A 22,225-nucleotide genomic window follows, 5' to 3' on the forward strand; every position below is an offset into this window, starting at 1 on the left:
CGGCCCATGGCCGGTTTTTTTATGGAGTCTCCGGCTTAGCGCCGGCCCGCGATCGGCCGGAAAGCGCCGCGCACGAGCTTCTCCAGGCCCCAGCCCGCGAAGTAGAAGAGGGCCAGCGTGGGCAACCCGATCAGCAGATAGCCGCCGATCCAGGACAGGTTTCCCAGCAGGCGGTCCACGTTCAATTCATGCAGCAGCGCCAGTTGCAGCGCCAGCGGCAACTGCAGCAGCACGAAGCGCCCCTTGTCGTCGCCGTCGGCCGAGAGCGCGCCGGCAATGCAGAGGATGACGATGGAGAGGTACAGCGCGGCGAACACGATGCCGGTCCAGCTGAACCATTTCGAGGCGGTCAATCTAGGCACATCGGCTTCCAGCGTATCAGGGACAGGCAGTATATGACGCCGCCGGCTGCCGCCGCCGCGATCCGCGCAAGCGTCGCGCGACCCGCGACCGGCGCTGGGAGCGAGGCCTGGCGCGGCCCCTGTCTCGGGGCTGCGCCCTGTGCTACTCTGGCTGCCGGCCGTGCATGTTCATCCCTTTGCACCGGCCGACGATGGCAATGTCCGAGGTCACCCCCTTGGGCAGTGTCTTGGTAAGAAGAATGCGCATGACACGATCAAGCGTGGAGACAATACATGAGCCAATATGGGCCGTTGAAGTTGCACGTCCCGGAGCCTACAGGGCGCCCGGGTTGCAAGACCGATTTTTCCTACCTGCACCTGTCGCCGCCCGGCGATGTGCCCAAGCCCCCCATTGATGTTGCCGCGGTCGATACCGGTGGACTGGCCTACAGCCTGGTCCGGGTGATCGCCGACGACGGCAGCGCCGTCGGACCCTGGGCGCCGGAACTCAGCCATGAGCAACTGCGCGCCGGCATGCGCAACATGCTGAAGACGCGTCTGTTCGATGCCCGCATGCTGACCGCCCAGCGCAAGAAGAAGATCTCGTTCTATATGCAGAGCCTGGGCGAAGAGGCCATCGGCACGGCCCACGCCATGGCGCTGGAGCAGGGCGACATGTGCTTCCCGACCTACCGCCAGCAGAGCATCCTGCTGGCGCGCGACGTCTCGCTGGTCACCATGATGTGCCAGCTGATGTCCAACGAACGCGATCCGCTCAAGGGCCGCCAGTTGCCGGTCATGTATTCCGACCGCGAACGGGGCTTCTTCAGCATTTCGGGCAACCTGGCGACCCAGTTCATCCAGGCGGTGGGCTGGGGCATGGCCTCGGCCATCAAGGGGGATACCCGCATCGCCTCCGGCTGGATCGGCGACGGCGCCACGGCCGAGGCCGATTTCCACACCGCGCTGACCTTCGCCCACGTCTACCGTGCGCCGGTCATCCTGAACGTGGTCAACAACCAGTGGGCCATCTCCACCTTCCAGGCCATCGCCGGCGGCGAGGGCGCGACCTTCGCGGGCCGCGGCGTGGGTTGCGGCATCGCGTCGCTGCGGGTGGACGGCAACGATTTCCTGGCGGTCTATTCCGCCTCGCGCTGGGCCGCCGAACGCGCCCGCAGCAATCTGGGCCCGACCCTGATCGAATGGGTGACCTACCGCGCCGGTCCGCACTCCACGTCCGACGATCCCTCCAAGTACCGCCCCGGCGACGACTGGAGCCATTTCCCGCTGGGCGACCCGATAGCGCGCTTCAAGAAGCACCTGATCCTGCTGGGCATCTGGTCCGACGAAGAGCACGAAGCCGTCAAGGCCGAGCTCGACGCCGAGATCCTGGCGGCGCAAAAGGAAGCGGAAAGCTACGGCACCCTGGTGGACGGCCACGTCCCCAGCGCCGCCAGCATCTTTGAAGACGTGTACAAGGACATGCCGGAGCATCTGCGCCGGCAGCGTCAGCAGCTCGGAGTCTGATCATGGCTATCGATAACAACGCTGGTCCGGCCTCCGCGCCGATGACCATGATCCAGGCTTTGCGCTCGGCCATGGATGTGATGCTGGAGCGCGACAACAACGTGGTGGTGTTCGGGCAGGACGTCGGCTATTTCGGCGGCGTGTTCCGCTGCACCGAAGGCCTGCAGACCAAGTACGGCAGCTCGCGCGTGTTCGACACGCCCATCTCCGAAGGCGGCATCGTCGGCGTGGCGGTGGGCATGGGCGCCTACGGCCTGCGTCCGGTCTGCGAGATCCAGTTCGCCGACTACTTCTATCCCGCTTCGGACCAGATCGTGTCCGAGGCCGCGCGCCTGCGCTACCGGTCGGTCAACGAGTTCGTCGCGCCCATGACCATCCGCATGCCTTGCGGCGGCGGCATCTACGGCGGACAGACGCATAGCCAGAGCCCCGAGGCCATGTTCACCCAGGTCTGCGGGCTGCGCACGGTGATGCCGTCCAATCCCTATGACGCCAAGGGCCTGCTGATCGCGGCCATCGAGAACGACGACCCGGTCATCTTCCTGGAGCCCAAGCGGCTCTACAACGGCCCGTTCGACGGCCACCACGACCGGCCCGTCACGCCCTGGACCGGGCGGCCGGGCAGCGTGGTGCCCACCGGCTACTACACCGTGCCGCTGGACACGGCCGCGATCGTGCGGCCGGGCAATGCGCTGACCGTCCTGACCTACGGCACCACCGTGCACGTGTCGCTGACCGCGGCCGAGGAAACCGGCATCGATGCGGAGGTCATCGACCTGCGCAGCCTGTGGCCGCTGGACCTGGACGCCATCGTCAATTCGGTCAAGAAGACCGGCCGCTGCGTGGTGGTGCACGAGGCCACGCGCACCTGCGGCTTCGGCGCCGAGCTGATTTCGCTGGTACAGGAACACTGCTTCCATCACCTGGAGGCGCCCGTGGAGCGCGTGACCGGCTGGGATACGCCGTATCCTCACGCGCAGGAATGGGCGTACTTCCCCGGCCCGCGCCGGGTCGGCGAAGCGTTCAAGCGCGCGATGGAGGGTTGAGAGATGGGTATTCATGTCATCAAGATGCCCGACATCGGCGAAGGCATCGCGGAAGTGGAACTGGTCGCCTGGCACGTGAAGATCGGCGACATGGTGGCCGAGGACCAGCCGCTGGCCGACGTCATGACGGACAAGGCCACGGTCGAGATTCCCGCGCCGGTGGTCGGCCGCGTGGTCGCGCTGGGCGGGGACGTGGGCCAGGTCATGGCCGTGGGCGGCGAACTGATCCGCCTGGAAGTCGAAGGCGAGGGCAATCTCAAGCCGGGCGCGGATGCGCCGCCAGCCAAGGCGGCCGCGGCTCCTGCCGCCGCGCAGCCCGCGGCTTCGGCGCCTGCGCCGCAGGCCGCGCCCGCGCCGAAGGCTGCCGCCGAAGTCGCCGCGCCCGCCAAGCCGGCTGCCGCGCCAGCCAAGCCCGCGCGCCTGGCGCCCGCCGCCGTCGCGCGCCAGCCCAGCGACAAGCCGCTGGCTTCGCCGGCCGTGCGCAAGCGCGCCTGGGACCTGGGCGTCGAACTGCGCTACGTGCACGGCAGCGGCCCGGCCGGCCGGATCCTGCATGAGGACCTGGACGCCTACCTGCAAGGGCAGGGCGCGGCAGGCCAGGCCCGCGGCGGCGTGGCCTACGCCGAGCGCAACGACGAGGAAAACGTGCCGGTCATCGGCCTGCGCCGCAAGATCGCGCAGAAGATGGCCGAGTCCAAGCGCCGCATCCCGCACTTCAGCTACGTCGAGGAAATCGATGTGACCGAACTGGAAGAGCTGCGCGCCAGCCTCAACCAGAAGTGGGGCGCGACGCGCGGCAAGCTCACGCTGCTGCCGCTGCTGGCGCGCGCGATGGTGGTGGCGCTGCGCGATTTCCCGCAGATCAACGCGCGCTACGACGACGAGGGCGGCGTGGTCACGCGCTACGGCGCGGTCCACATCGGCATCGCCACGCAAAGCGACGGCGGCCTGATGGTGCCGGTCATGCGCCACGCCGAGGCGCGCGATCTCTGGTCCATGGCGGCCGAGATCGTCCGCCTGGCCGAGGCGGTGCGCACGGGCAGCGCCAGCCGCGACGAACTGTCGGGGTCGACCATCACCATCACCAGCCTGGGGCCCTTGGGCGGCATCGTCACCACGCCGGTGATCAATCATCCCGAGGTCGGCATCGTGGGCGTGAACCGCATCGTCGAGCGGCCCGCCATCCGCAATGGCGCCGTGGTGGCGCGCAAGCTGATGAACCTGTCTTCGTCCTTCGACCACCGCGTGGTGGACGGCATGGACGCGGCGCGCTTCATCCAGGCGGTGCGCGCGCTGCTGGAACAACCCGCGCTGCTTTTCGTGGAGTAAGCATGAGCCAGATCACTAAGACTACGACTTTGCTGGTGATCGGCGGCGGCCCCGGCGGCTACGTCGCCGCCATCCGCGCCGGCCAGCTGGGCGTGCCGACCATCCTGGTCGAAGGCGCCCAACTGGGCGGCACCTGCCTGAACATCGGCTGCATCCCGTCCAAGGCGCTGATCCACGCGGCCGAGGAATTCGACAAGGCGCGCCACTATGCGGGCAAGTCGGCGCTGGGCATTTCCGTGTCGGCGCCTGCCATCGACCTGGCCCAGACCGTGGCCTGGAAGGAGGGCATCGTCGGCAAGCTGACTGGCGGCGTGGCCGCGCTGCTGAAGAAGAACGGCGTGGAAGTGGTGCGCGGCTGGGCCCGGCTGCTGGACGGCAAGACCGTCGAAGTGGACGGCGGCGAGTCCGGCGCCATCCGCATCCAGTGCGAGCACCTGCTGCTGGCGGCGGGCTCCGAGCCCACGCCGCTGGCATCCATGCCGTTCGGCGGCATGGTGGTGTCGTCCACCGAGGCGCTGTCGCCTTCCAGCATCCCCAAGCAGCTGGTGGTGGTGGGCGGCGGCTACATCGGCCTGGAGCTCGGCACCGTGTACCGCAAGCTGGGCGCGGAAGTGGCGGTGGTGGAAGCGCAGGACCGCATCCTGCCGACCTACGACGCCGAACTCACCAAGCCGGTGGCTGCGGCCTTGGCAAAAATGGGCGTGGACCTGCACCTGGGCCGCAAGGTGCTGGGCCTGAACGGCGCCGGCAACGCGGTGCGGGTGCAGGACGCGGCGGGCGTCGAAACCCTGCTGCCGGCGGACCGCGTGCTGATCGCGGTGGGCCGGCGCCCGCGCACGCAGGACTGGGGGCTGGAAAGCCTGCAGCTGGACCGCAAGGGCAACGCGCTGCGCATCGACGACCAGTGCCGTACTTCCATGCGCGACGTCTGGGCCATCGGCGATATCGCCGGCGAACCCATGCTGGCGCATCGCGCCATGGCGCAGGGCGAGATGGTGGCCGAACTGGTGGCGGGCAAGCGCCGCCATTTCCAGCCTGCCTCCATCCCGGCGGTCTGCTTCACCGATCCCGAGGTCGTGGTGGCGGGCCTGTCGCCCGCCGAGGCGGAAAGCGCGGGACTGGACTGCCTGACGGCGGTCTTCCCGTTCGCGGCCAACGGGCGCTCGATGACGCTGGAATCCACCGACGGCTTCGTGCGCGTGGTCGCGCGCCGCGACAACCACCTGATCGTGGGCTGGCAGGCGGTGGGGCGGGGCGTGTCGGAACTGTCGACGGCCTTCGGCCAGTCGCTGGAAATGGGCGCCACGCTGGAAGACGTGGCGGGCACCATCCATGCGCATCCGACCCTGGGCGAAGCCGTGCAGGAAGCGGCGCTCAAGGCGCTGGGCCACGCGCTGCATATCTAGGCGATTGTGGGCAAGGCGCCGCGCGCGGCGTCCTTGCCCGCTTTGCCCCGCGGCGGGCCTTTACCGGCTGCCGTCGATATACGGCCTGGCCTGCAGGATCAGGATGTTCTCACCCTGCACGGCCCATTCGATGTCCTGGTCCGCGCCGCCCAGGCGCTGCTTGACCTGGCTGCCGACGGCAGCCAGGCGCGCCACCAGCGCATCGTTCAACACCTGGCGCGCGCCTTCGATCGGCACTTCGCGCACGCCGCCCGCCGCATCCGGCACCAGCTGGGTGTCCTCGGCGGAACGGCTCAGCACCTGCACCGCCTTGGACCAGCTGGAGTACATCAGCTGCTCGGCCTGCCGCTGGCCTTCCACCACCTTGATGCCCAGACCGCGCTTGGCCGAGAGGTAGGTGACGTAGCGGCGCGAGGCGTCGAAGGGATCGCGCGTGATCATGACGCCTGAACTTTCCGACGCCGCGGCCTGTTGCACCAGCACCGCCATCACCACGCCGTCCTGGCCGATGCCGGCCGCGCGCCGGGCTTCGTAGGCTTCGTAGTTGTAGACCGAGGCCCACACCGTCTGCACGGCTTGCGCCAGCGCGTCGGCCTGCGTCACGTTGGGCACGGTGGTGTAGAGCCCCGCGCCGCTGAATCCCGGCAGGTCCTCGGAATTGGACGAGCTGCGCACGAATACGCCGCGGCCCTGCAATTGCTGCTGCCAGCGTTCGCGCCAGGCAGCGGCCAGCGCCGCATCCGGTTGCGCCTGGACGATATCCCGGCGCAGCGCGGCCAGTTCGGCGCGGCGCACGTTGGCGTCGCTGGCGAAGTCCGCCCGCTGCTCCAGCGCGGCAATGCGCTGCGGCACGCCCAGCCGCGCCATGAAGGCGGCGTACTGCGCGAAGGGGATGCAAAAGCCGTCCGGCACGGTGGCCGCGGGCGGCAGCGCGGACTTCAGCGCGCCCAGGTTGGCGGCCTTCACGCCGCAATGGCGGCTGTCGCGCGTGGCCATGCCGGAGAGCGGCTTGATCGCCTTGACTGTCAGGTCGGGCTTGGGCAGGGGCAGGGCGGTCTTGGGCGGCGGCGTGGTTTCAGGCTTGGCGATGCGCTGCAGCTGATAGCCGTTGCTGGTGACGGTCAGTTCGACCCACTGGCCGTCATGCTCGCGCAGCGCCGCCACGGCATCGCGCACGTAGGCGTTGGGAATGCGCCAGCCCTTGGCCAGCAGATTGACGTGGGACAGCAGGGTGGAGGGCCGCTGCGTCACCAGGCCGGCCACCGGCGGCAGCGCCACGGGCACCTCGTCCAGCACCACGATATCGGTCGGCGACAGGTCCGGCGTGTCGTCCACCGAGGCCACGATGCGCAGCCGGCCCTGGGCGACGCCGGTGTTCAGCGGCAGGAAGGTCTGCTCGCGCAGCAGGGATTCCTGCGTCACGGCGTTCAGGCCGGCGTTTTGCGCGACCTGTTCATGCAGCGTCGAATTGGCCTTGAAGCGCACCGGTTCGTGGAAGCTGGCCTGCAGTTTCTCCTCGGTCAGTTTCAACAATTCGGGGTTGATCCGGTCGCCTTCCCAGAATTCATAGGTGTAGCCGGGCAGGCCGCGTTGCCAACTGAGGGTGCCGAACAGCAGGCGCCGCTGCGGGTCCTTGTACTGCGCGATCAGCGTGGCCTTGTCGTCGGCGGGCAAGAGGCGCCGCTCGCGCGCGAAGTTCTCGTGCAGCGTGTAGCGCGGCGTGTTGACGTAGTAGATCTTGCCGCCCTGTTTCCGGTCGATCACGAACAGCACGTGCGGGATCTCCAGCGGCGTGCCGGGGTTGTAGACCCGGGCAAGCTGCTGGAATTCGGCCTGGGTCCGGATCTGGCCCAGGAAGGCCGGGCCGGCTGTTTTGGCGTCCGCCGCCTGCTGCGCCGCGCGCTCGTCGGGGGTCAGCGGGCGGACGTTCTCGTACGGGGAAGGCTTGCGCGCGGTCTGGGCCTGGGCGGACGGGCCGAGGCTGGCGGCCAGCACGGTCAGTGCAGCCAGGGCGATCAGGCGGGTCGGGCGGCGGGGGACAGGCAATGGACTCATGAACGGGCAGGCGGGGCGCAGGGAGTGGCGATGATATCGGAGCCGTGCCGGCCTTTGTTTCCAGATGCGTCCAACTATGCGTTGAAGTTGCCATGGCGGCGCAAAATACCCAATTTCAGTGATGTGCTTGCGGCCCGGGATGTTGTCTAATTCCGCCCAGGCTTAATCGCGCCCGCCGGCGCCGCGGGAAACCGGCCATCTCTGCACGCGGTGATGGAGACGGTTTCTTTGTAGGGCCTTTTGAAGGAGCAGCTATCGCTGCTCCTTTTTTTCGGCATGCCCATGCGCCGCGCGCCATCAGGCCATGTTGGCGCCCAGTCCCAATTCCGCCAGGATGGCGGCGGTGTGCTGCCCCAAGGCGGGCACGGCGCCCATGGCCGCGCTTGCGTCAGACAGGGTCGCGGGCGGCAGCAACGCCTGGATGGGACCGCCTGGCGTCGCCACGTCGCGCCAGCGGCCGCGCGCGGCAAACTGCGGGTGCTCCCAGACCTCGTGCATGTTGTTCAAGGCGGAGTTGGCGATACTGCCCCGATCCAGCCTGGCCAGCACTTGTACGCGCGACAGGGTAGCGAAACACTGCGCGATGCGCTCGTCCAGCGCCTCGCGGTGCCGCACGCGCTGGACGTTGGTGGCATAGCGTTCGTCGTCGGCCAGCGCCGGGTCCTCCAGCACGTGGGTGCAGAAGCTGCGCCATTCGCGGTCGTTCTGCAGGCCGAATATCACGGGCTTGCCGTCGCCCGCGAGGTATTGCCCATAGGGCGCGATCGCGGGATGCGCCACGCCGTTGCGTGCGGGCGGGGTGCCGCCGTAATGCGCGAAGTTCAAGGCATAAGAGGTCCATTCCGTCAGCGCCTCCAGCATGGTCACCTCGACGCGCAAGCCGGCGCCGGTACGTCCGCGCTGTATGAGCGCCGACAGGATGCCGGAGTACGCATACATGCCGGCGGCGATATCGGCGATGGAGATGCCCGTGCGCGCGGGGGATTCAGGCGTGCCGGTCAGGGAGATCAGGCCGGAAGCCGCCTGGATCAGCAGGTCGTAGGCCTTCTTGTCGCGATAGGGGCCGTCGTCGCCGTAGCCGGAAATGTCGCACACGATCAGGTTGGGGAAGTCCGCGCGCAGGGTCTCGTAGTCCAGGCCCATGCGGCGCGCGGCGCCGGGGGCCAGATTCTGGATGAAGACATCGGCCTGGCCCAGCAGTTGCCGCAGCACTTGCGCGGCCCCCGGCGCCTTGGTGTCCAGCGCCAGGCTTTCCTTGCCCCGGTTGGCCCATACGAAGAACGACGACAGGCCGCGCACGGTGTCGTCGTAGCCCCGCGCGAAGTCCCCGGCATCCGGCCGTTCGATCTTGATGACGCGCGCGCCCAGGTCCGCCAATTGGCGGCTGGCGAACGGGGCGGCGACGGCGTGTTCGAGCGCGATGACGGTGATGCCGTCTAGGGGGCGGGTAGCTGCGGTCATATCGTCCTGGAAGCGGGAGGTGGGCCGGGGCGCGTGCCGGACCCGGCGGCGGCGAAGCATTATGGAATGCGGGGTCCGCGCGCGGCCAGTCGATATTCTTTAAGCGGGATTCGAGGTTTTCTAATCGTCGCCCAGGGCCGGCCGCGGCTCGGTGACGAAGCTGACGAAGGCGCGCGCATACCCGGGCAGGGCGTCCTGCTTGCGCATCACCGCGCGCTGCTCGCGCACGGCCCAGGACTCCTCGATCTGCACGCATTCGACCTTGCCCTGCGCCAGCGCGGGGGCCGCCACCGAACGCGGCACCAGCGAAATGCCGGCGCCTTCCTGGACGCAACGCAGCACGGCGTCGAAGTTGGGCGCGTGCACGCGTACGCGCGGCTTGAGGCCCATCTGCTCGGCCATTTGCTGCAGGTACAGGAAGTTGCTGCTCTTGCGGCCGATGGCGACCAGATCGTGCGACAGCGCGGTTTCGAGCGAAACGCGCGGGTGCAGGCTGAGCGGGTGGCGCGGGGGGATGATGAAGATCAGTTCGTCCTGGCCGTAGCTGATGAATTCCAACCCTCGCATTTCAATGGCGCCCGCGACCAGCCCGATGTCGGCGCGGCCGTCCAGCACCGCCTTGACGGTTTCTTCGCTGAGATGCTCCTCGAGATCCACGTTGACGTTCGGGTAGGCGGCCAGGAACCGGCTCAGTGCGCTGGGCAGGCTGCTCAGCGTGCTGCTGTTGGCGTAGACGCGGATATGGCCTTCGACGCCGTCGGTGTGGCGGCGCATTTCCGCCTGCAGGCGCTCGACGTTGCCCAGTATGGTCTGCGCATAGCGCAGCACGGTCATGCCGGCGGCGGTGAGCGACATGCCTTTCTGGGTGCGCACGAACAGCGGCACGCCCATGGCCTGTTCCAGGTTCTTCAGGCGGTAGCTGGCCGACGGCGCGGTCAGGTGCAGGTCGGACGCTCCAGCTGTGAGGCTCTTGGCTTCGGCAATGGCGACAAAGACGCGCAGGTCGGTCAGTTCGTAGCGCAAGGAGGGCACCTGGATTCGGGCGGCGCAGCGCCGTGGCGGGCCGCTGTTAGAAGGGCTCTAAGCCGGATAAGAAACTTTCGACTATTCCTGCCTCCGGCCTCGTCTCTATATTGTGCCGCACACAAAAGACCAACGGAGACAAGCATGAGACATGGATTTCCCTGGCGCGCCCTGGCGGGCGCCGCCGTGATCGCCGCGGGCGCGCTGGCGGGGGGCGCAGTAGCGGCGCAGGACTATCCGGCCAAGCCGGTACGCCTGGTGGTGCCGTATGCGGCGGGCGGGCCCACCGACACCTTCGCGCGGGCCTTGGCGGAGACCTGGAGCCGCAAGCTGGGCGCGGCGCTGGTGGTCGAGAACCGGACCGGCGCCGGCACCCTGGTCGGCACGGAAACCGTGGCGCGCGCCACGGCCGACGGCTATACCTTGCTGCTGACCACGGTGGCGCACGCGGTCAATCCCAGCATCCATTCCAACCTGCCGTACCGCACGGTGGAGGACTTCGCCCCGGTAGGCCTGGCGGCCAAGGCGCCGCTGGTGCTGGTGGTCAACAAGAACGTGCCCGCAGCGACCCTGCCGGAATTCATGGCCTATCTCAAGGCCAGGCCAGGCAAGGTCAACTACGGCTCGGCCGGCATCGGCAGCGCGCCGCACCTGGCCGGCGAACTGCTGAACCATCTGGCCGGGGTGCGCGCCATGCACGTGCCGTACCGCGGCAGCGCGCCGGCGATGGCGGACGTTATCGGCGGACACCTGGACTTCATGATCGATAGCGCGCCCACGGGTTTGGCGCAGGTCCAGGCCGGCACGGTCAGGCTGCTGGCGACGTCGATGGCGCAGCCCCTGCCGCAGACGCCCGGCACCCCGCCCATCGCGCAAGCGGTGCCGGGCTACGAGGCCTATACCTGGAACGCCGTCCTGGCCCCGGCGGGCACCCCGGCGCCGGTCGTCGACAAGCTCAACGCCACGTTGCGGGCCGCGCTGGCCGATCCCGAGCTGCGGCGCCGCGCCTACGACATGGGGCTGGTGCTGCAACCGGACACGACGCCCGCCGCGCTGAGCGCTTTCCTGCAGGGCGAACTGAAGAAGTGGGGCGAGGTCGCCCGCGCCGCGCACATGACCGCGAACTGAATCCCGTCGAGACAAAAGGAACCCTGCATGATCAAGCACCAGCTCTGCGTTCAGCGCTACTTCGAGGACTTCGAAGTCGGCGAGGTCTTCGTGCTGCCGTCCCGCACCATGACCGATGCCCTGTTCGCCGCGTTTCAGCTCGCCAGTGGCGACAATCATCCCGTGCATTACGACGTCGAATACTGCCGCGCCCACGGCATGCCCCACATGCTGGCTCACGGCTTCCAGGTCGCCATCCAGACGGCCGCGGGCGCCGGACTGTTCCCCCACATGGTGGAGGATTCGCTCAAGGGATTCCTGGAACAGAGCAGCCGTTTCCTGAAGCCCGTGTTCGTGGGTGACACGCTTTATTCGTCGCTGACGGTGGCGGAACTGCTGCCCGGGCGTACCACGGGCGTGCTGGTCATGCACAGCCTGGTGCGCAACCAGCGCGACGAGGTGGTGATGGACGGCGTGCAGAAGTACTTGTTGCGCAAGGGCCAGGCGCAATAGCCGGCAACTCCCGGGAGGGCGGATCGCAACGCCTGCTCGGGAAACTCCCTATCTTCCAAAGGCGTGCCGCCCGTTGACAGCGGACTGCGGCGAATCGATACTTGAATCCAGTACGTATACGTACAAAATGGCGCGCCCAAGCAGCATCGGTCGAACCCGGTTCCTAATGCTCTCGCAAAGGAGTAAGCAATGAAGGACGGTGAAATTCTTTCCGGATTCCTGGCTCCCCATCCGCCGCACCTGGTGTACGGCGAGAACCCGCCGCAGAACGAGCCGCGTTCGCGCGGCGGCTGGGAAAGCCTGCGATGGGCCTACGACCACGTGCGCGAGAGCATCGAACGCCTGCAGCCCGACGTGCTGCTGGTGCATTCGCCGCACTGGATCACCCAGGTCGGCCACCATTTCCTGGGCGTGCCGCGCCTGGCGGGCCGCTCGGTCGATCCGATCTTTCCCGACCTGTTCCGCTACGACTTCGGCATGGACGTGGACGTGGAACTGGCCGAGGCCTGCTGCGAGGAAGGCCGCAGGCTGGGCCTGGTCACCAAGATGATGCGCAACCCCAAGTTCAGGGTGGACTACGGCACCATCACCACGCTGCACATGGTGCGGCCGCAATGGGACATCCCGGTGGTGGGGCTGTCGGCGAACAACACGCCGTACTACCTCAACACCCAGGAAGGGCAGAAGGAAATGGACCTGCTGGGCCGGGCCACGCGCGAAGCCATACGCAAGAGCGGGCGGCGGGCGGTCCTGCTGGCCAGCAATACGCTGTCGCACTGGCATTTCCACGAGCAGCCCGAGGTGCCGGAGGACATGTCCAAGGAGCACCCGGCGCGCTACGACGGCTATCTGTGGGACATCCGCATGATTGAGCTGATGCGCAAGGGCAGGATGGGCGAGGTGTTCGAGCTGCTGCCCCAGTTCATCGACGAAGCCTTCGCCGAAGTGAAATCGGGCGCCTTCACCTGGATGCACGCGGCCATGGGCTATCCGCAATTGGCCGGCAAGTTCCACGGCTATGGCACCGTGATCGGCACCGGCAATGCGGTGATGGAATGGAATCTGCAGGAGGCGGGGCTGTCCCGCCTCGCAGCCCCCGCCGGCGCGGCGGCCTAGCCTCTGGAGACCTGCCATGACCCTCGTTTCCGCTTTTCTCGTTCCCGGCAGCCCGCTGCCGCAGCTGCGCAGCGACGTGGCGCCTTGGGGACGGTTGAACCAGGCGCTGCGCGCGGCCGGCAAGACGCTGGCGGCTTCCCGGCCCGATGTGGTGCTGGTGTATTCGACGCAGTGGATGGCGGTGCTGGACCAGCTGTGGATCACGCGCGCGCGCAGCACCGGCGTGCACGTGGACGAGAACTGGCACGAGTACGGCGAGCTGCCCTTCGACATCGCCAGCGATGCGGGCCTCGCGCAAGCCTGCGTGCAGGGTTGCCGCGACGCCGGCATCCATGCGCGCGGCGTGGACTACGACCAGTTCCCCATCGATACCGGCACCATTACGGTCAGCACGCTGATGGGCTTCGGCACGGACCAGCTGCCCGTGACGCTGGCGGCCAACAACCTGTACCACGACAACGCGCAGACGGAGCAGCTCAGCCGCATCGCCTTGCAGGCGGCCGCGGCCCAGGGCAAGCGGGCGGCGGTCATCGGCATAGGCGGGTTGTCCAACACCATGTTTCGCGAGCCCGTGGCGCCCGAATCGGACCGCCTGATCTCCCAGGCCGACGACGACTGGAACCGCCGCATGCTGGCGCTGCTGGAAAGCGGCGACGCCGCGCAGTTGCGCGCGGCGATGCCTGAGTACGCCGGGCAGGCCAAGGCGGAAATGGGCTTCAAGCACATGTCCTGGCTGCTGGGCGCGCTGGGCGAACGGTTCCGCGGCGCCAAGGTGCTGGAGTATGCGCCGCTGTATGGCAGCGGCGGGGCGGTGGTGGAATTCAAGCTGGATTGAAGAGACGCGCCGAGCCGTGACGCATGCCGCGCAGCGCCTTCGAGGGCGGCGCTGATTTCCGTAGTCAAGCCGCCCCGGCCAGCGCCACCGGTATCTCCCTGCTTCCCACGGCGCGGCGCCATTGCGCCGGCCCCGACACATGCAGGTTGCCGCCCTGCGCATCCACCGCCACGGTCACGGGCATGTCCGTGACTTCGAATTCGTGGATCGCTTCCATGCCCAGGTCCGCGAAGGCGATGACACGGGCGCCGCGGATGGCGCGGGACACCAAATAGGCCGCGCCGCCCACCGCGATCAGGTAGGCCGCCCGGTGGCGCTGGATCGCGTCGACCGCCTGCGGGCCGCGTTCGGCCTTGCCTATCATCGCCAGCAGGCCGGTGCGTTCCAGCATCATGTCGGTGTAGCCGTCCATGCGGGTCGAGGTGGTGGGGCCGGCCGGGCCGACGGCCTCGTCGCGCACGGCGTCCACCGGGCCCACGTAGTAGATCGCGCGGCCGCGGAAGTCGGCGGGCAGGGGCTCGCCGCGGGCCAGCATTTCGCGGATGCGCTGGTGCGCGGCGTCGCGTCCGGTCAGCATGCGGCCATTGAGCAGCAGGGTTTCGCCGGCGCGCCAGGACGCGACTTCCTCGCGGGTAAGGGTGTCCAGGTTCACGCGCCGGCCTGTGGCGGAGCCGCGTTCCGGCCCCAGGTCGGGCCAGAGGTCCAGCGAGGGCGGGGCCAGGTGCACGGGGCCGGATCCGTCCAGCACGAAGCTTGCATGGCGCGTGGCCGCGCAATTGGGAATCAGCGCGATGGGCTTGGCGGCCGCGTGCGTGGGGTAGGTCTTGATCTTCACGTCCAGCACGGTGGTAAGGCCGCCCAGGCCCTGCGCGCCCACGCCCAGCGCGTTGACGCGGTCGTACAGTTCGAGCCGCAGCGCGTCTTCGGGCTCCAGTGTTCCGCCGCGCTGCGCCCGCGCCTGCAGTTCATGCATGTCCAGGGGCTGCATCAGGCTTTCCTTGGCCAGCAGCACCGCTTTCTCGGCGGTGCCGCCCACGCCTATGCCCAGCATGCCGGGCGGACACCAGCCGGCGCCCATGGCGGGTATCTGCGCCAGCACCCAGTCGACGACGCTGTCGGCCGGGTTCAGCATGGCCAATCGCGCCTTGTTTTCCGAGCCGCCGCCCTTGGCCGCCACCGTGACCGCGACGCTGGCGCCCGGCACGATCCGCATGCTGATGACGGCGGGCGTGTTGTCGCGGGTGTTGCCGCGGCCGAACAGCGGGTCCGCCACCACCGAGGCCCGCAGCGGATTGTCCGGGTCCAGGTAGGCGCGCCGCACGCCGGCGTTGACGGCATCTTCCAGGCCGCCGGTAAAGCCTTCCCAGCGCACGTCCATGCCGACTTCCAGGAACACGTTGACGATGCCGGTGTCCTGGCAGATCGGCCGCCGGCCGATGGCCGCCATGCGCGAGCTGGCCAGGATCTGCGCCATGGCGTCGCGCGCGGGCGCGCTAGCCTCGCGTTCGTAGGCGCGGGCCAGGTGCGCGATGTAGTCGGCCGGATGGTAGTGGCTGATGTACTGCAGCGCGCTGGCGATGGACTCGATCAGGTGGTCCTGGCGGATGAAGGTGCTCATGGCGTGCGTGGGTAGGTGGCTTGGGCAGAGGTTCAAGTTCAATCGGCGTGCAGCGTGACGCCGGGCCGGTCCTTGACCAGGCTGACGGCGACGAAGGACACCACCGCCATGGCGATCACGTAGACGCCCACATGCCAGGACTGGCCCGTGGCCGTGATGATGGACTGCGCGATCATCGCGGCGAAGGCGCCGCCCAGGATGGAGCCCAGCGCGTAGCCCGCCGACACGCCCGAGTAGCGCACGTCGGCCGGGAACATCTCGGCGTACAGTGCGGCCTGCGGGCCGTAGGTCAGGCCCAGCGGCACCGACAGCACGGCCAGGGCGAAGGCGAACTGCATGACGTCGCCGGAGTCGACGAAGGACCACATCGGTATGGCCCACAGCGCCAGCAGCACGTAGCCGAGCTGGAAGGTGCGCACGCGGCCGATGCGGTCGCCCAGCCAGCCGCCCAGCAGCGTGGTGCCCAGCCAGCAGGCCGCGGCCAGCGTGCAGATCATCAGCACCTGCTGCGGCGGCATGCGCAGCGCCCGGCTGCCGTAGCTGATGAAGAAGCCGACCAGCAGGTAGCCCGCCGTGCTGTTGCCCACGAATATCAGCGTGGTCAGCAGGATCTGGCGCGGATGCTTGCGCAGCAGCGTGCCCAGCGGCGCCGAGGAATGGCTGCGGCGCGACTGCATCTCCAGGAACACGGGCGATTCCTCGACCGCGCGGCGGATGAAGACGCCGACCACGATGAGCGCGATGGATAGCAGGAAGGACACGCGCCAGCCCCAGGCCATGAAGTGGTCGGGGCCGACCAGGGAGGTAATGCACCACAGCACGCCGGTGGCGACGATCATGCCCAGCGGCACGCCGATCTGCGGGAAGGCGCCGAACAGCGAGCGCCGCTCGCGGGGCGCATGCTCGACCGCCATGAGCGCCGCGCCGCCCCATTCGCCGCCGGCGGAAAAGCCTTGCAGCACGCGCAGCGTCACCAGCATCACCGGCGCCCAGACGCCGATCTGCGCATAGGTGGGCAGCACGCCGATCAGCGCCGTGGATACGCCCATCAGGATCAGGGTGGCCGCCAGCACCCGCTTGCGGCCGTAGCGGTCGCCCAGGTGGCCGCAGACGATGGCGCCCAGCGGCCGGAACAGGAAGGCCACGCCCACGGTCGCAAACGACAGGATCAGCGACAGTTCCGGGTTCTCCTTGGCGAAAGGCGCGAAGAACAGCGAGCCCAGCACCAGGCCGGCCGCCTGGACGTAGATGAAGTAGTCGTACCACTCGATGGCCGAGCCTACCAGCGTGGCGGCCAGCACCTTGCGGTCGTCGGCGCTGACCAGCGGGCCGGACGCGGCCCGGCGGGCGGATGCGACGGCGGCGCCGTCGGCGGGGATTTCTGTCTGCATGGTTGTCTCCGTGGGGGAATGCGGCGGTTCAGCTTCTTATTGGGGGGTGTCGCCTAGGCCGCCGCGCTCTGCGGCGCGTCGGGCTGGTTTTCGGGACGGGCCGCTTCGAAGGCCGGCTGGCCGGCGCAGGCCTGGACGATGCCGCGGACCCGCTCGAAGGGCGCCAGGTCCGCGCCGTAGCGCAAGGCGTTGTAGACCTGCGGGATCAGATAGCACTCGACCAGCGTGGGCGCGGCGCCCAGCGCGTAGCCGCCGTCCTGCGCCGCGGGCAACGCCGCCTCGAAGGCCTGGAAGCCTTCCGCGCACCAGTGGCGGTACCAGTCCTGGATCTGTTCGTCATCCGCGCCGAACTGGGCGCGCAGGCGCTTGAGCGCACGCAGGTTGTTGAGCGGATGCATTTCACAGGCGATCAGCTGCGCCAATGCGCGGGCCTGCGCACGCAGCGCCGGATCGGCTGGCAGCAGCGGCGTGCCGGGATGGCGCTCGTCCAGGTACTCGATGATGGCCAGCGACTGCTGCAGGCGCAGGCCGTCGATTTCCAGCATGGGCACCAGGCCGAAGGGCGCCAGCGCGCGGTAGGCGGGTTGCTGGTGTTCGCCCTTGACCATGTGCCAGGTGACCTGGCGGTAAGGCAGTCCCTTCAAGGCCAGGGCGATGCGGACCCGGTAGGCCGCGGAACTGCGCCAGTAGCTGTGCAGGGTGAGGGCGGGCGTGTCGGCCATGGCGGTCTCCGGTCAGGCGGCGGCGGGCTCGGAAACGCCGGCCGATACGGCGCCGGGCATGGGGCGCGTGCCGGGAATGCGCACCTGCTGGTCGATGTCGCCGAACAGGCTCGCGCCCGCGTCGTCGCGCATGCCGATGCGCACGCGGTCGCCGTGCTTGAGGAAGGGCGTGCGCATTGCGCCGTCGCGCAGCTTTTCCCGCACGCGCGCCTCGACCAGGCAGCACACGCCGGCGGCGTCGCTGGCGTTCGAAATGGTGCCGCTGCCCACCAGGGTGCCGGCGCCCAGGCGGCGGGTGCGGGCCGCGTGCGCGATCAGTTCGCCGAAATGGAACTGCATTTCCTCGCCCGCCTGGGGCTGGCCGATCTGCCGGCCGTTGAGCCACACCTGCATGGCGCGATGCAGCTTGCCGCCGCGCCAGTAGGGCGCCAGCTCATCGGGCGTGACCAGTACCGGCGACAGCGCCGAGGCGGGCTTGCCCTGCAGGAAACCGAAGCCCTTGGACAGTTCGGGCAGCACCACGTTGCGCAGGGTCACGTCGTTGACCAGGCCCAGCAGCACGACGTGTTCGAGCGCCGCGTCCGCGTCCACCCCCAGCGGCACGTCGTCGGTCACCACCACGATCTCCGCCTCCAGGTCCACGCCCAGTTCCTCGCTGGCGGCGGTGATGTCTTCGCAGGGGCCCATGAAGTCGTCCGAGGCGCCCTGGTACATCAGCGGATCGGTCAGGAACGAAGGCGGCATCTCGCCGCCGCGGGCGCGGCGCGTCAGCTCCACGTGGTTGAGATAGGCCGAGGCGTCCAGCCATTGGTAGGCGCGCGGCAGGGGCGCGGCGCAGCGGGCGGGGTCGAAGGGGTGGCTGGCGCCGTCGCCGGCGTTCAGCGCCTCGTATTCGGCCTGTAGCAGCGGCGCGGCGCGGGCCCAGTCGTCCAGCGCCTGCTGCAAGGTGGCGGCGATGTGGGGCACGGCGCGCGTGCGGGTCAGGTCGCGGTTGACGACGGCCAGGGCGCCGTCGCGGGCGCCGTTGGCAAGGGTGGCGAGTTTCATGTTCAGGTGCTCCGTATCGGAAAGAGAGACCCGCGGCGGGGCCTCATGGCGTGCCGCGATCAGGCGGTGAGTTCGGCCCACATGTCGCGGTCGCGCTGGGCGGTCCAGACGCGCGGATCGGTGATGCCGCTGGCCTCGTCATAGGCGCGCGAGACGTCGAAGGGAATGGCGTGTTCGTAGATGACGACGTGGCCGAACTCGGGGTCCATCACGCGGCGCGTGTCTTCGTAGACCTGCTTCAGGCTCTTGCCTTGCTCCACGCCCTGGCGGGCGCAGCCGTACAGCGTTTCGACCCAGCTGCGCGTGTAGCCGATGGCTTCGCGGCAGGCGGCGGGCGTGGTCAACGCGGGGCCGCGCCCTGGCACCATCTGGCGCGGTTCCAACTGCTGCAGCGCGTCCAGCGTGGCGGGCCAGTCGGACAGGTAGGCGTCGCCCGTGTAGACGCCCGCGTTGAACTCGACCAGGTCGCCGGAGAAACAGATGCCCTGCGACGGAATCCAGACGATGGAGTCGCCCCGGGTGTGGCCGGCGCCCAGGTGCAGCATGCGCACTTCGAGGCTGCCCAGGAACACGGTCAGTTCGTGCTCGAACACCACGGTGGGCCAGGTCAGCCCCGGGATGGACTCGGCGGACTGGAACAGCCGCGGGAAGCGGCCGATCTCCGAATCCATGTCGGCCTGGCCGCGCTCGACGATGAGCTCGTGCGTGCCGCGGCTGGCGTACACGTTGGCCGCGCCCTCGGCGGCGAAGGCGGACGCGCCCAGCACGCGCACCGCGTGGTAGTGGGTCAGCGCCACGTGGCGGATGGGCTTGTCGGTGACGCCGCGGATGGCGCGGATCAGCGCCTGGGCCATGGCCGGCGTCGCGGTCGCGTCGACCACCATCACGCTGTCGTCGCCGATGATCACGCCCGAGTTGGGGTCGCCGTCGGCCACGTAGGCGTAGGCATTGTCGGACAGGCGTTCGAAGGAGATCTTCTTTTCCGCCAGGTCGGCCTGGGAGGCGAAGGGTTTGCTCATGGTGTTCCTTTAATGGAGGGAAAGTGGGGCGGCTCAGCTGGCGTGCGCCGCGCGGCGCTGCTGGCTGCTGGTGCCGCTGGCGCCGGGCATCAGGCCGGCGGCCTTGTCGCGGGTCCAGGCGGCCAGTTCGTCATGGGCGCTGCGGCGCTTGCGCGCAACGTAGTCGTCCACCGGCAGGCGCAAGGTCAGTTCGAGCCGGACGCCGTTGGGATCGAAGAAATAGATCGAGCGGATGAAGTGGTGGTCGGTCGGCCCCACCACCTCGACGCCGTGGGAAAGCAGCCGCTGGCGCATCCGCTCCAGTTCGGCCTCGCCGCGGATTTCCATGGCGAAGTGGTTGACCCAGCGCGGCGTGGCCGGGTCGGGCTGGCTCTGGCCGTTGTCGCCCAGGTCGAAGAAGGCGATGTGCGAACCGTCGGCGAATTCGAAGAACAGATGCACGAAGGGGCAGTGCTCGCCGGTGGAGGGCACGCGTTCTTCCTTGACCACATGCACCAGCGGCAGGCCCAGGATGTCTTCGTAGAAATGCCGGGTTTCCTCCGCGTCGCGGCAGCGCCAGGCAAAGTGGTGCAGGCCCTGGATGGCGGGGCGGGCGTCCGCCGGGGAGGCATGGGATGGGGTGAGCGTCATGGCGCCGTCTCCGTGGTTCATGGAATGTTCAGGGCGGGCGAGCCGGGCTGGGCCGCCAGCATTTCGTCCACGGCCGCCTGCACCCGGGCCGCGTCGTCCACGGCTTCGATGAGCAGCAGCGACAGCCGGGCCAGGCTGTCGCGCTGGGCTGCGGGGTCGGGCACGTTGGTGAGCGCGATGAGGCGCTCCAGCAGGTCGTCAAGTTGTTGCTGGGATAGCGGCATGGCTGGCGCCTCCGGTTGAGCGGTAGATGCCGCGGGTTTCGGGTTGGGATGCGGGCAGGGGTGCGGGACAGGCGCAGGCCGGGTCCAGCGCTTCGGTGATCCAGGCCCGCACGGACTCGGGATCGCCGGTCTCGGGCTGGGCGGCCGCCATGACGTGCTGGTCGGGGCGCAGCAGCCAGGCCTGGCCATCCAGCGTCTGGCCGAGCTGGTGCGCCAGGGCGGCGCGTCCGCGTTCGTCGCACAGCGGGCCGACGGCGACCCAGCGCAGCAGGCCGTCGTCGTCCTTTGCGGCGGCGGCGGGCAGGGCATTGCCGAACACCAGCACGGTGAACCAGGGGCCGAGCAGCCCGTGCAAGGTCAGGCCGTCGCTTTGCCGCAGCACCACGTTCGGCAGCGCGCGCCCGGCCAGGGCGTGCGCGCCCCGCGCCAGCGCCGACGCGGGATAGACGGCCGGCATGCACAGGCGGCCGGTATTGATCATGCGGGCGGCGGTGGCGTGGCGCGGCGCCAGGTCGATGATGGCGTCGCGCCACAGCGCGGCCGAGCGGGCCGCGCCCGGGTAGACGAAGCGCGAGGAGCGGCGCGCCTGGCGGATGTTCTCCATCGCCGCGTGCTTGCGCTCCACGCTGTAGCTGTCCAGCAGGGAATCTCCCGCGCGGCCTTGCAGCAGCAGGGCCAGCTTCCAGCCCAGGTTGTCGGCGTCCTGGATGCCGCCGTTGCCGCCGCGCGCGCCGAAGGGCGCGACCAGGTGGGCCGAGTCGCCCGCGAACAGCACGTGGCCGTGGCGCAGGCTGTCCAGGCACTCATGGCGGTAGGCCCAGACGCCGTGCCAGGCGATGTCGAACGCCACGCGTTCGCCCAGCAGGTCCCAGACGCGCTGGCGCATGGCGGCGTCGGTCGCCGCCTCGGCGCAGTCCTCGTCGGGCCGCAATTGGAAATCCAGGCGCCAGGTGTCGTCGGCCATCTTGTGGCGCCAGACCGCGCGGCCGTGGTTGCTGCGCGCGTCCAGCCAGGTCCAGCGTTCTTCCGGCCAGGCGGTGTCGCGCAGCACGATGTCGATGATGATCCAGCGGTCCTCGGTCTGGTCGTAGACCCGCGGGCTCAGGCCCAGCATGCCGCGCACCGCGCTCTTGGCGCCGTCGCAGGCGACCACCCATTGCGCGCGGCAGGAATAGCCGCCGTCGGGCGTTTCCACGCGTAGCGTCGTCGGGCCGTCCGCGCGCGGCGCGATGCCGGCGACGCGGTTCAGCCAGCGCAGCTCGGCCAGCGGCTCGCGCATCAGCGCATCCACCAGGAAGGCTTCCAGGTAGTACTGCTGCAGGTTGACGAAGCCGTTGTGCCGCATGTCGGGCTGGTCCTGCAACGTGAAGGACGCCACCGCCATGTCGCGGCACAGCACCCGGCCCACGTTCCAGCGCACGCCCTTGCCGACCACGTCGCCGGCCATGCCGAGCCGGTCGAAGATGTCCAGCGTGCGCTGCGCCCAGACCATGCCGCGCGAGGCCAGGCCGCGCACGCCGACGGTGTTGTCGTCGTCCAGCACGACCACGGGGATGCCGCGGCGCACCAGATCCAGGGCCAGCGTCAGCCCGGTCAATCCGGCCCCCACGACGGCCACCGGATGCGGATCGCGGCGGGGGCGGTCCATTTCCTCGGGCCTGACGTATGGATAGATGGGAAGCTCTTTCATCGTTTTCCCTAGTTCGATGTGGTTTCGATGCAGGCACCACTCTAGGAGCGCCAAGCCGGCCCGTCATGTCCTCACGGAAGAGGACACCGCGGCGGCGGAGGATGACCTTAGAATCGGGAAAACAC

20 protein-coding genes are annotated in these 22,225 nt (G+C 69.1%); 8 read left to right on the forward strand and 12 right to left on the reverse strand.

Features of this window, described 5'->3' with window-relative positions; all coding sequences use genetic code 11:
- Positions 1-35: 35 nt before the first annotated feature.
- Positions 36-362 carry a hypothetical protein gene (locus BRO63_RS11940; protein WP_088140002.1) on the reverse strand — a complete coding sequence of 109 codons (327 nt, stop codon included), beginning with the start codon at positions 360-362 and terminating at the stop codon, positions 36-38.
- Positions 363-635: 273 nt separating this feature from the next.
- On the opposite strand from BRO63_RS11940, the gene BRO63_RS11945 reads away from it, so the two are divergent.
- The 4 genes from BRO63_RS11945 to lpdA are packed head-to-tail and all read left to right on the forward strand — an operon-like array spanning position 636 to position 5,649.
- Positions 636-1,868: a 3-methyl-2-oxobutanoate dehydrogenase (2-methylpropanoyl-transferring) subunit alpha gene (locus BRO63_RS11945; RefSeq protein WP_088140003.1), complete on the forward strand. Its 1,233-nt coding sequence runs from the start codon at positions 636-638 to the stop codon at positions 1,866-1,868.
- Between the two features lie 2 nt (positions 1,869-1,870).
- Positions 1,871-2,914: an alpha-ketoacid dehydrogenase subunit beta gene (locus tag BRO63_RS11950; protein ID WP_088140004.1), complete on the forward strand. Its 1,044-nt coding sequence runs from the start codon at positions 1,871-1,873 to the stop codon at positions 2,912-2,914.
- Positions 2,915-2,917: 3 nt separating this feature from the next.
- Complete coding sequence (locus tag BRO63_RS11955) at positions 2,918-4,243, forward strand: dihydrolipoamide acetyltransferase family protein (RefSeq protein WP_088140005.1); 1,326 nt, start codon at positions 2,918-2,920, stop codon at positions 4,241-4,243.
- Positions 4,244-4,245: 2 nt separating this feature from the next.
- Entirely contained in the window at positions 4,246-5,649 is a 1,404-nt protein-coding gene (gene lpdA / locus BRO63_RS11960) for a dihydrolipoyl dehydrogenase (RefSeq protein ID WP_088140006.1), read from the forward strand.
- A 60-nt stretch (positions 5,650-5,709) separates the two neighbouring features.
- Here lpdA and BRO63_RS11965 read toward each other — a convergent pair whose 3' ends face one another.
- From BRO63_RS11965 to BRO63_RS11975, 3 genes are all read right to left on the reverse strand, one after another.
- Positions 5,710-7,704, reverse strand: a complete 1,995-nt coding sequence (locus BRO63_RS11965; RefSeq protein ID WP_088140007.1) for a PEP/pyruvate-binding domain-containing protein — start codon at positions 7,702-7,704, stop codon at positions 5,710-5,712.
- Positions 7,705-8,001: 297 nt separating this feature from the next.
- Positions 8,002-9,165: a CaiB/BaiF CoA transferase family protein gene (locus BRO63_RS11970; protein WP_088140008.1), complete on the reverse strand. Its 1,164-nt coding sequence runs from the start codon at positions 9,163-9,165 to the stop codon at positions 8,002-8,004.
- Positions 9,166-9,285: 120 nt separating this feature from the next.
- Positions 9,286-10,188 (reverse strand): LysR family transcriptional regulator, encoded by a 903-nt coding sequence (locus BRO63_RS11975; RefSeq protein ID WP_088140009.1) that lies wholly within the window; start codon positions 10,186-10,188, stop codon positions 9,286-9,288.
- 144 nt (positions 10,189-10,332) lie between these two features.
- Here BRO63_RS11975 and BRO63_RS11980 point away from each other — a divergent pair, with 144 nt between their 5' ends.
- The 4 genes from BRO63_RS11980 to BRO63_RS11995 all read left to right on the forward strand — a co-directional run bounded on the left by BRO63_RS11980 (position 10,333) and on the right by BRO63_RS11995 (position 13,759).
- A complete protein-coding gene (locus tag BRO63_RS11980; RefSeq protein ID WP_088140010.1) occupies positions 10,333-11,316 on the forward strand; it encodes a tripartite tricarboxylate transporter substrate binding protein in 984 nt (327 codons plus the stop codon).
- Between the two features lie 27 nt (positions 11,317-11,343).
- The gene (locus BRO63_RS11985) at positions 11,344-11,808 is read left to right on the forward strand and encodes a MaoC family dehydratase (protein ID WP_088140011.1); all 465 of its coding nucleotides are present in this window, start codon (positions 11,344-11,346) and stop codon (positions 11,806-11,808) included.
- Positions 11,809-11,997: 189 nt separating this feature from the next.
- Complete coding sequence (locus BRO63_RS11990) at positions 11,998-12,924, forward strand: tRNA U-34 5-methylaminomethyl-2-thiouridine biosynthesis protein (protein ID WP_088140012.1); 927 nt, start codon at positions 11,998-12,000, stop codon at positions 12,922-12,924.
- Between the two features lie 16 nt (positions 12,925-12,940).
- Positions 12,941-13,759, forward strand: coding sequence for a tRNA U-34 5-methylaminomethyl-2-thiouridine biosynthesis protein (locus tag BRO63_RS11995; protein WP_088140013.1), 819 nt, complete (start codon positions 12,941-12,943; stop codon positions 13,757-13,759).
- Positions 13,760-13,823: 64 nt separating this feature from the next.
- Here BRO63_RS11995 and BRO63_RS12000 read toward each other — a convergent pair whose 3' ends face one another.
- The 8 genes from BRO63_RS12000 to BRO63_RS12035 are packed head-to-tail and all read right to left on the reverse strand — an operon-like array spanning position 13,824 to position 22,100.
- Positions 13,824-15,377: a fumarate hydratase gene (locus tag BRO63_RS12000; RefSeq protein WP_088140014.1), complete on the reverse strand. Its 1,554-nt coding sequence runs from the start codon at positions 15,375-15,377 to the stop codon at positions 13,824-13,826.
- Between the two features lie 38 nt (positions 15,378-15,415).
- Positions 15,416-16,768, reverse strand: a complete 1,353-nt coding sequence (locus BRO63_RS12005; RefSeq protein WP_179215081.1) for an MFS transporter — start codon at positions 16,766-16,768, stop codon at positions 15,416-15,418.
- A 53-nt stretch (positions 16,769-16,821) separates the two neighbouring features.
- Complete coding sequence (maiA, locus tag BRO63_RS12010) at positions 16,822-17,490, reverse strand: maleylacetoacetate isomerase (RefSeq protein WP_088140015.1); 669 nt, start codon at positions 17,488-17,490, stop codon at positions 16,822-16,824.
- 12 nt (positions 17,491-17,502) lie between these two features.
- Complete coding sequence (locus BRO63_RS12015) at positions 17,503-18,537, reverse strand: fumarylacetoacetate hydrolase family protein (protein WP_088140016.1); 1,035 nt, start codon at positions 18,535-18,537, stop codon at positions 17,503-17,505.
- Positions 18,538-18,596: 59 nt separating this feature from the next.
- On the reverse strand, positions 18,597-19,556 hold the full coding sequence (locus tag BRO63_RS12020; protein ID WP_088140017.1) for an MBL fold metallo-hydrolase: 960 nt from the start codon (positions 19,554-19,556) through the stop codon (positions 18,597-18,599).
- A 33-nt stretch (positions 19,557-19,589) separates the two neighbouring features.
- The gene (locus tag BRO63_RS12025; RefSeq protein WP_088140105.1) at positions 19,590-20,186 is read right to left on the reverse strand and encodes a VOC family protein; all 597 of its coding nucleotides are present in this window, start codon (positions 20,184-20,186) and stop codon (positions 19,590-19,592) included.
- A 17-nt stretch (positions 20,187-20,203) separates the two neighbouring features.
- Positions 20,204-20,410, reverse strand: coding sequence for a DUF2783 domain-containing protein (locus BRO63_RS12030; RefSeq protein ID WP_088140018.1), 207 nt, complete (start codon positions 20,408-20,410; stop codon positions 20,204-20,206).
- Entirely contained in the window at positions 20,385-22,100 is a 1,716-nt protein-coding gene (locus BRO63_RS12035) for an FAD-dependent oxidoreductase (RefSeq protein ID WP_088140019.1), read from the reverse strand. The genes BRO63_RS12030 and BRO63_RS12035 overlap by 26 nt, the downstream gene beginning before the upstream one ends.
- Positions 22,101-22,225: the final 125 nt, after the last annotated feature.

Source organism: Achromobacter xylosoxidans, assembly GCF_002192695.1.
Taxonomy (GTDB): domain Bacteria; phylum Pseudomonadota; class Gammaproteobacteria; order Burkholderiales; family Burkholderiaceae_B; genus Achromobacter; species Achromobacter xylosoxidans_C.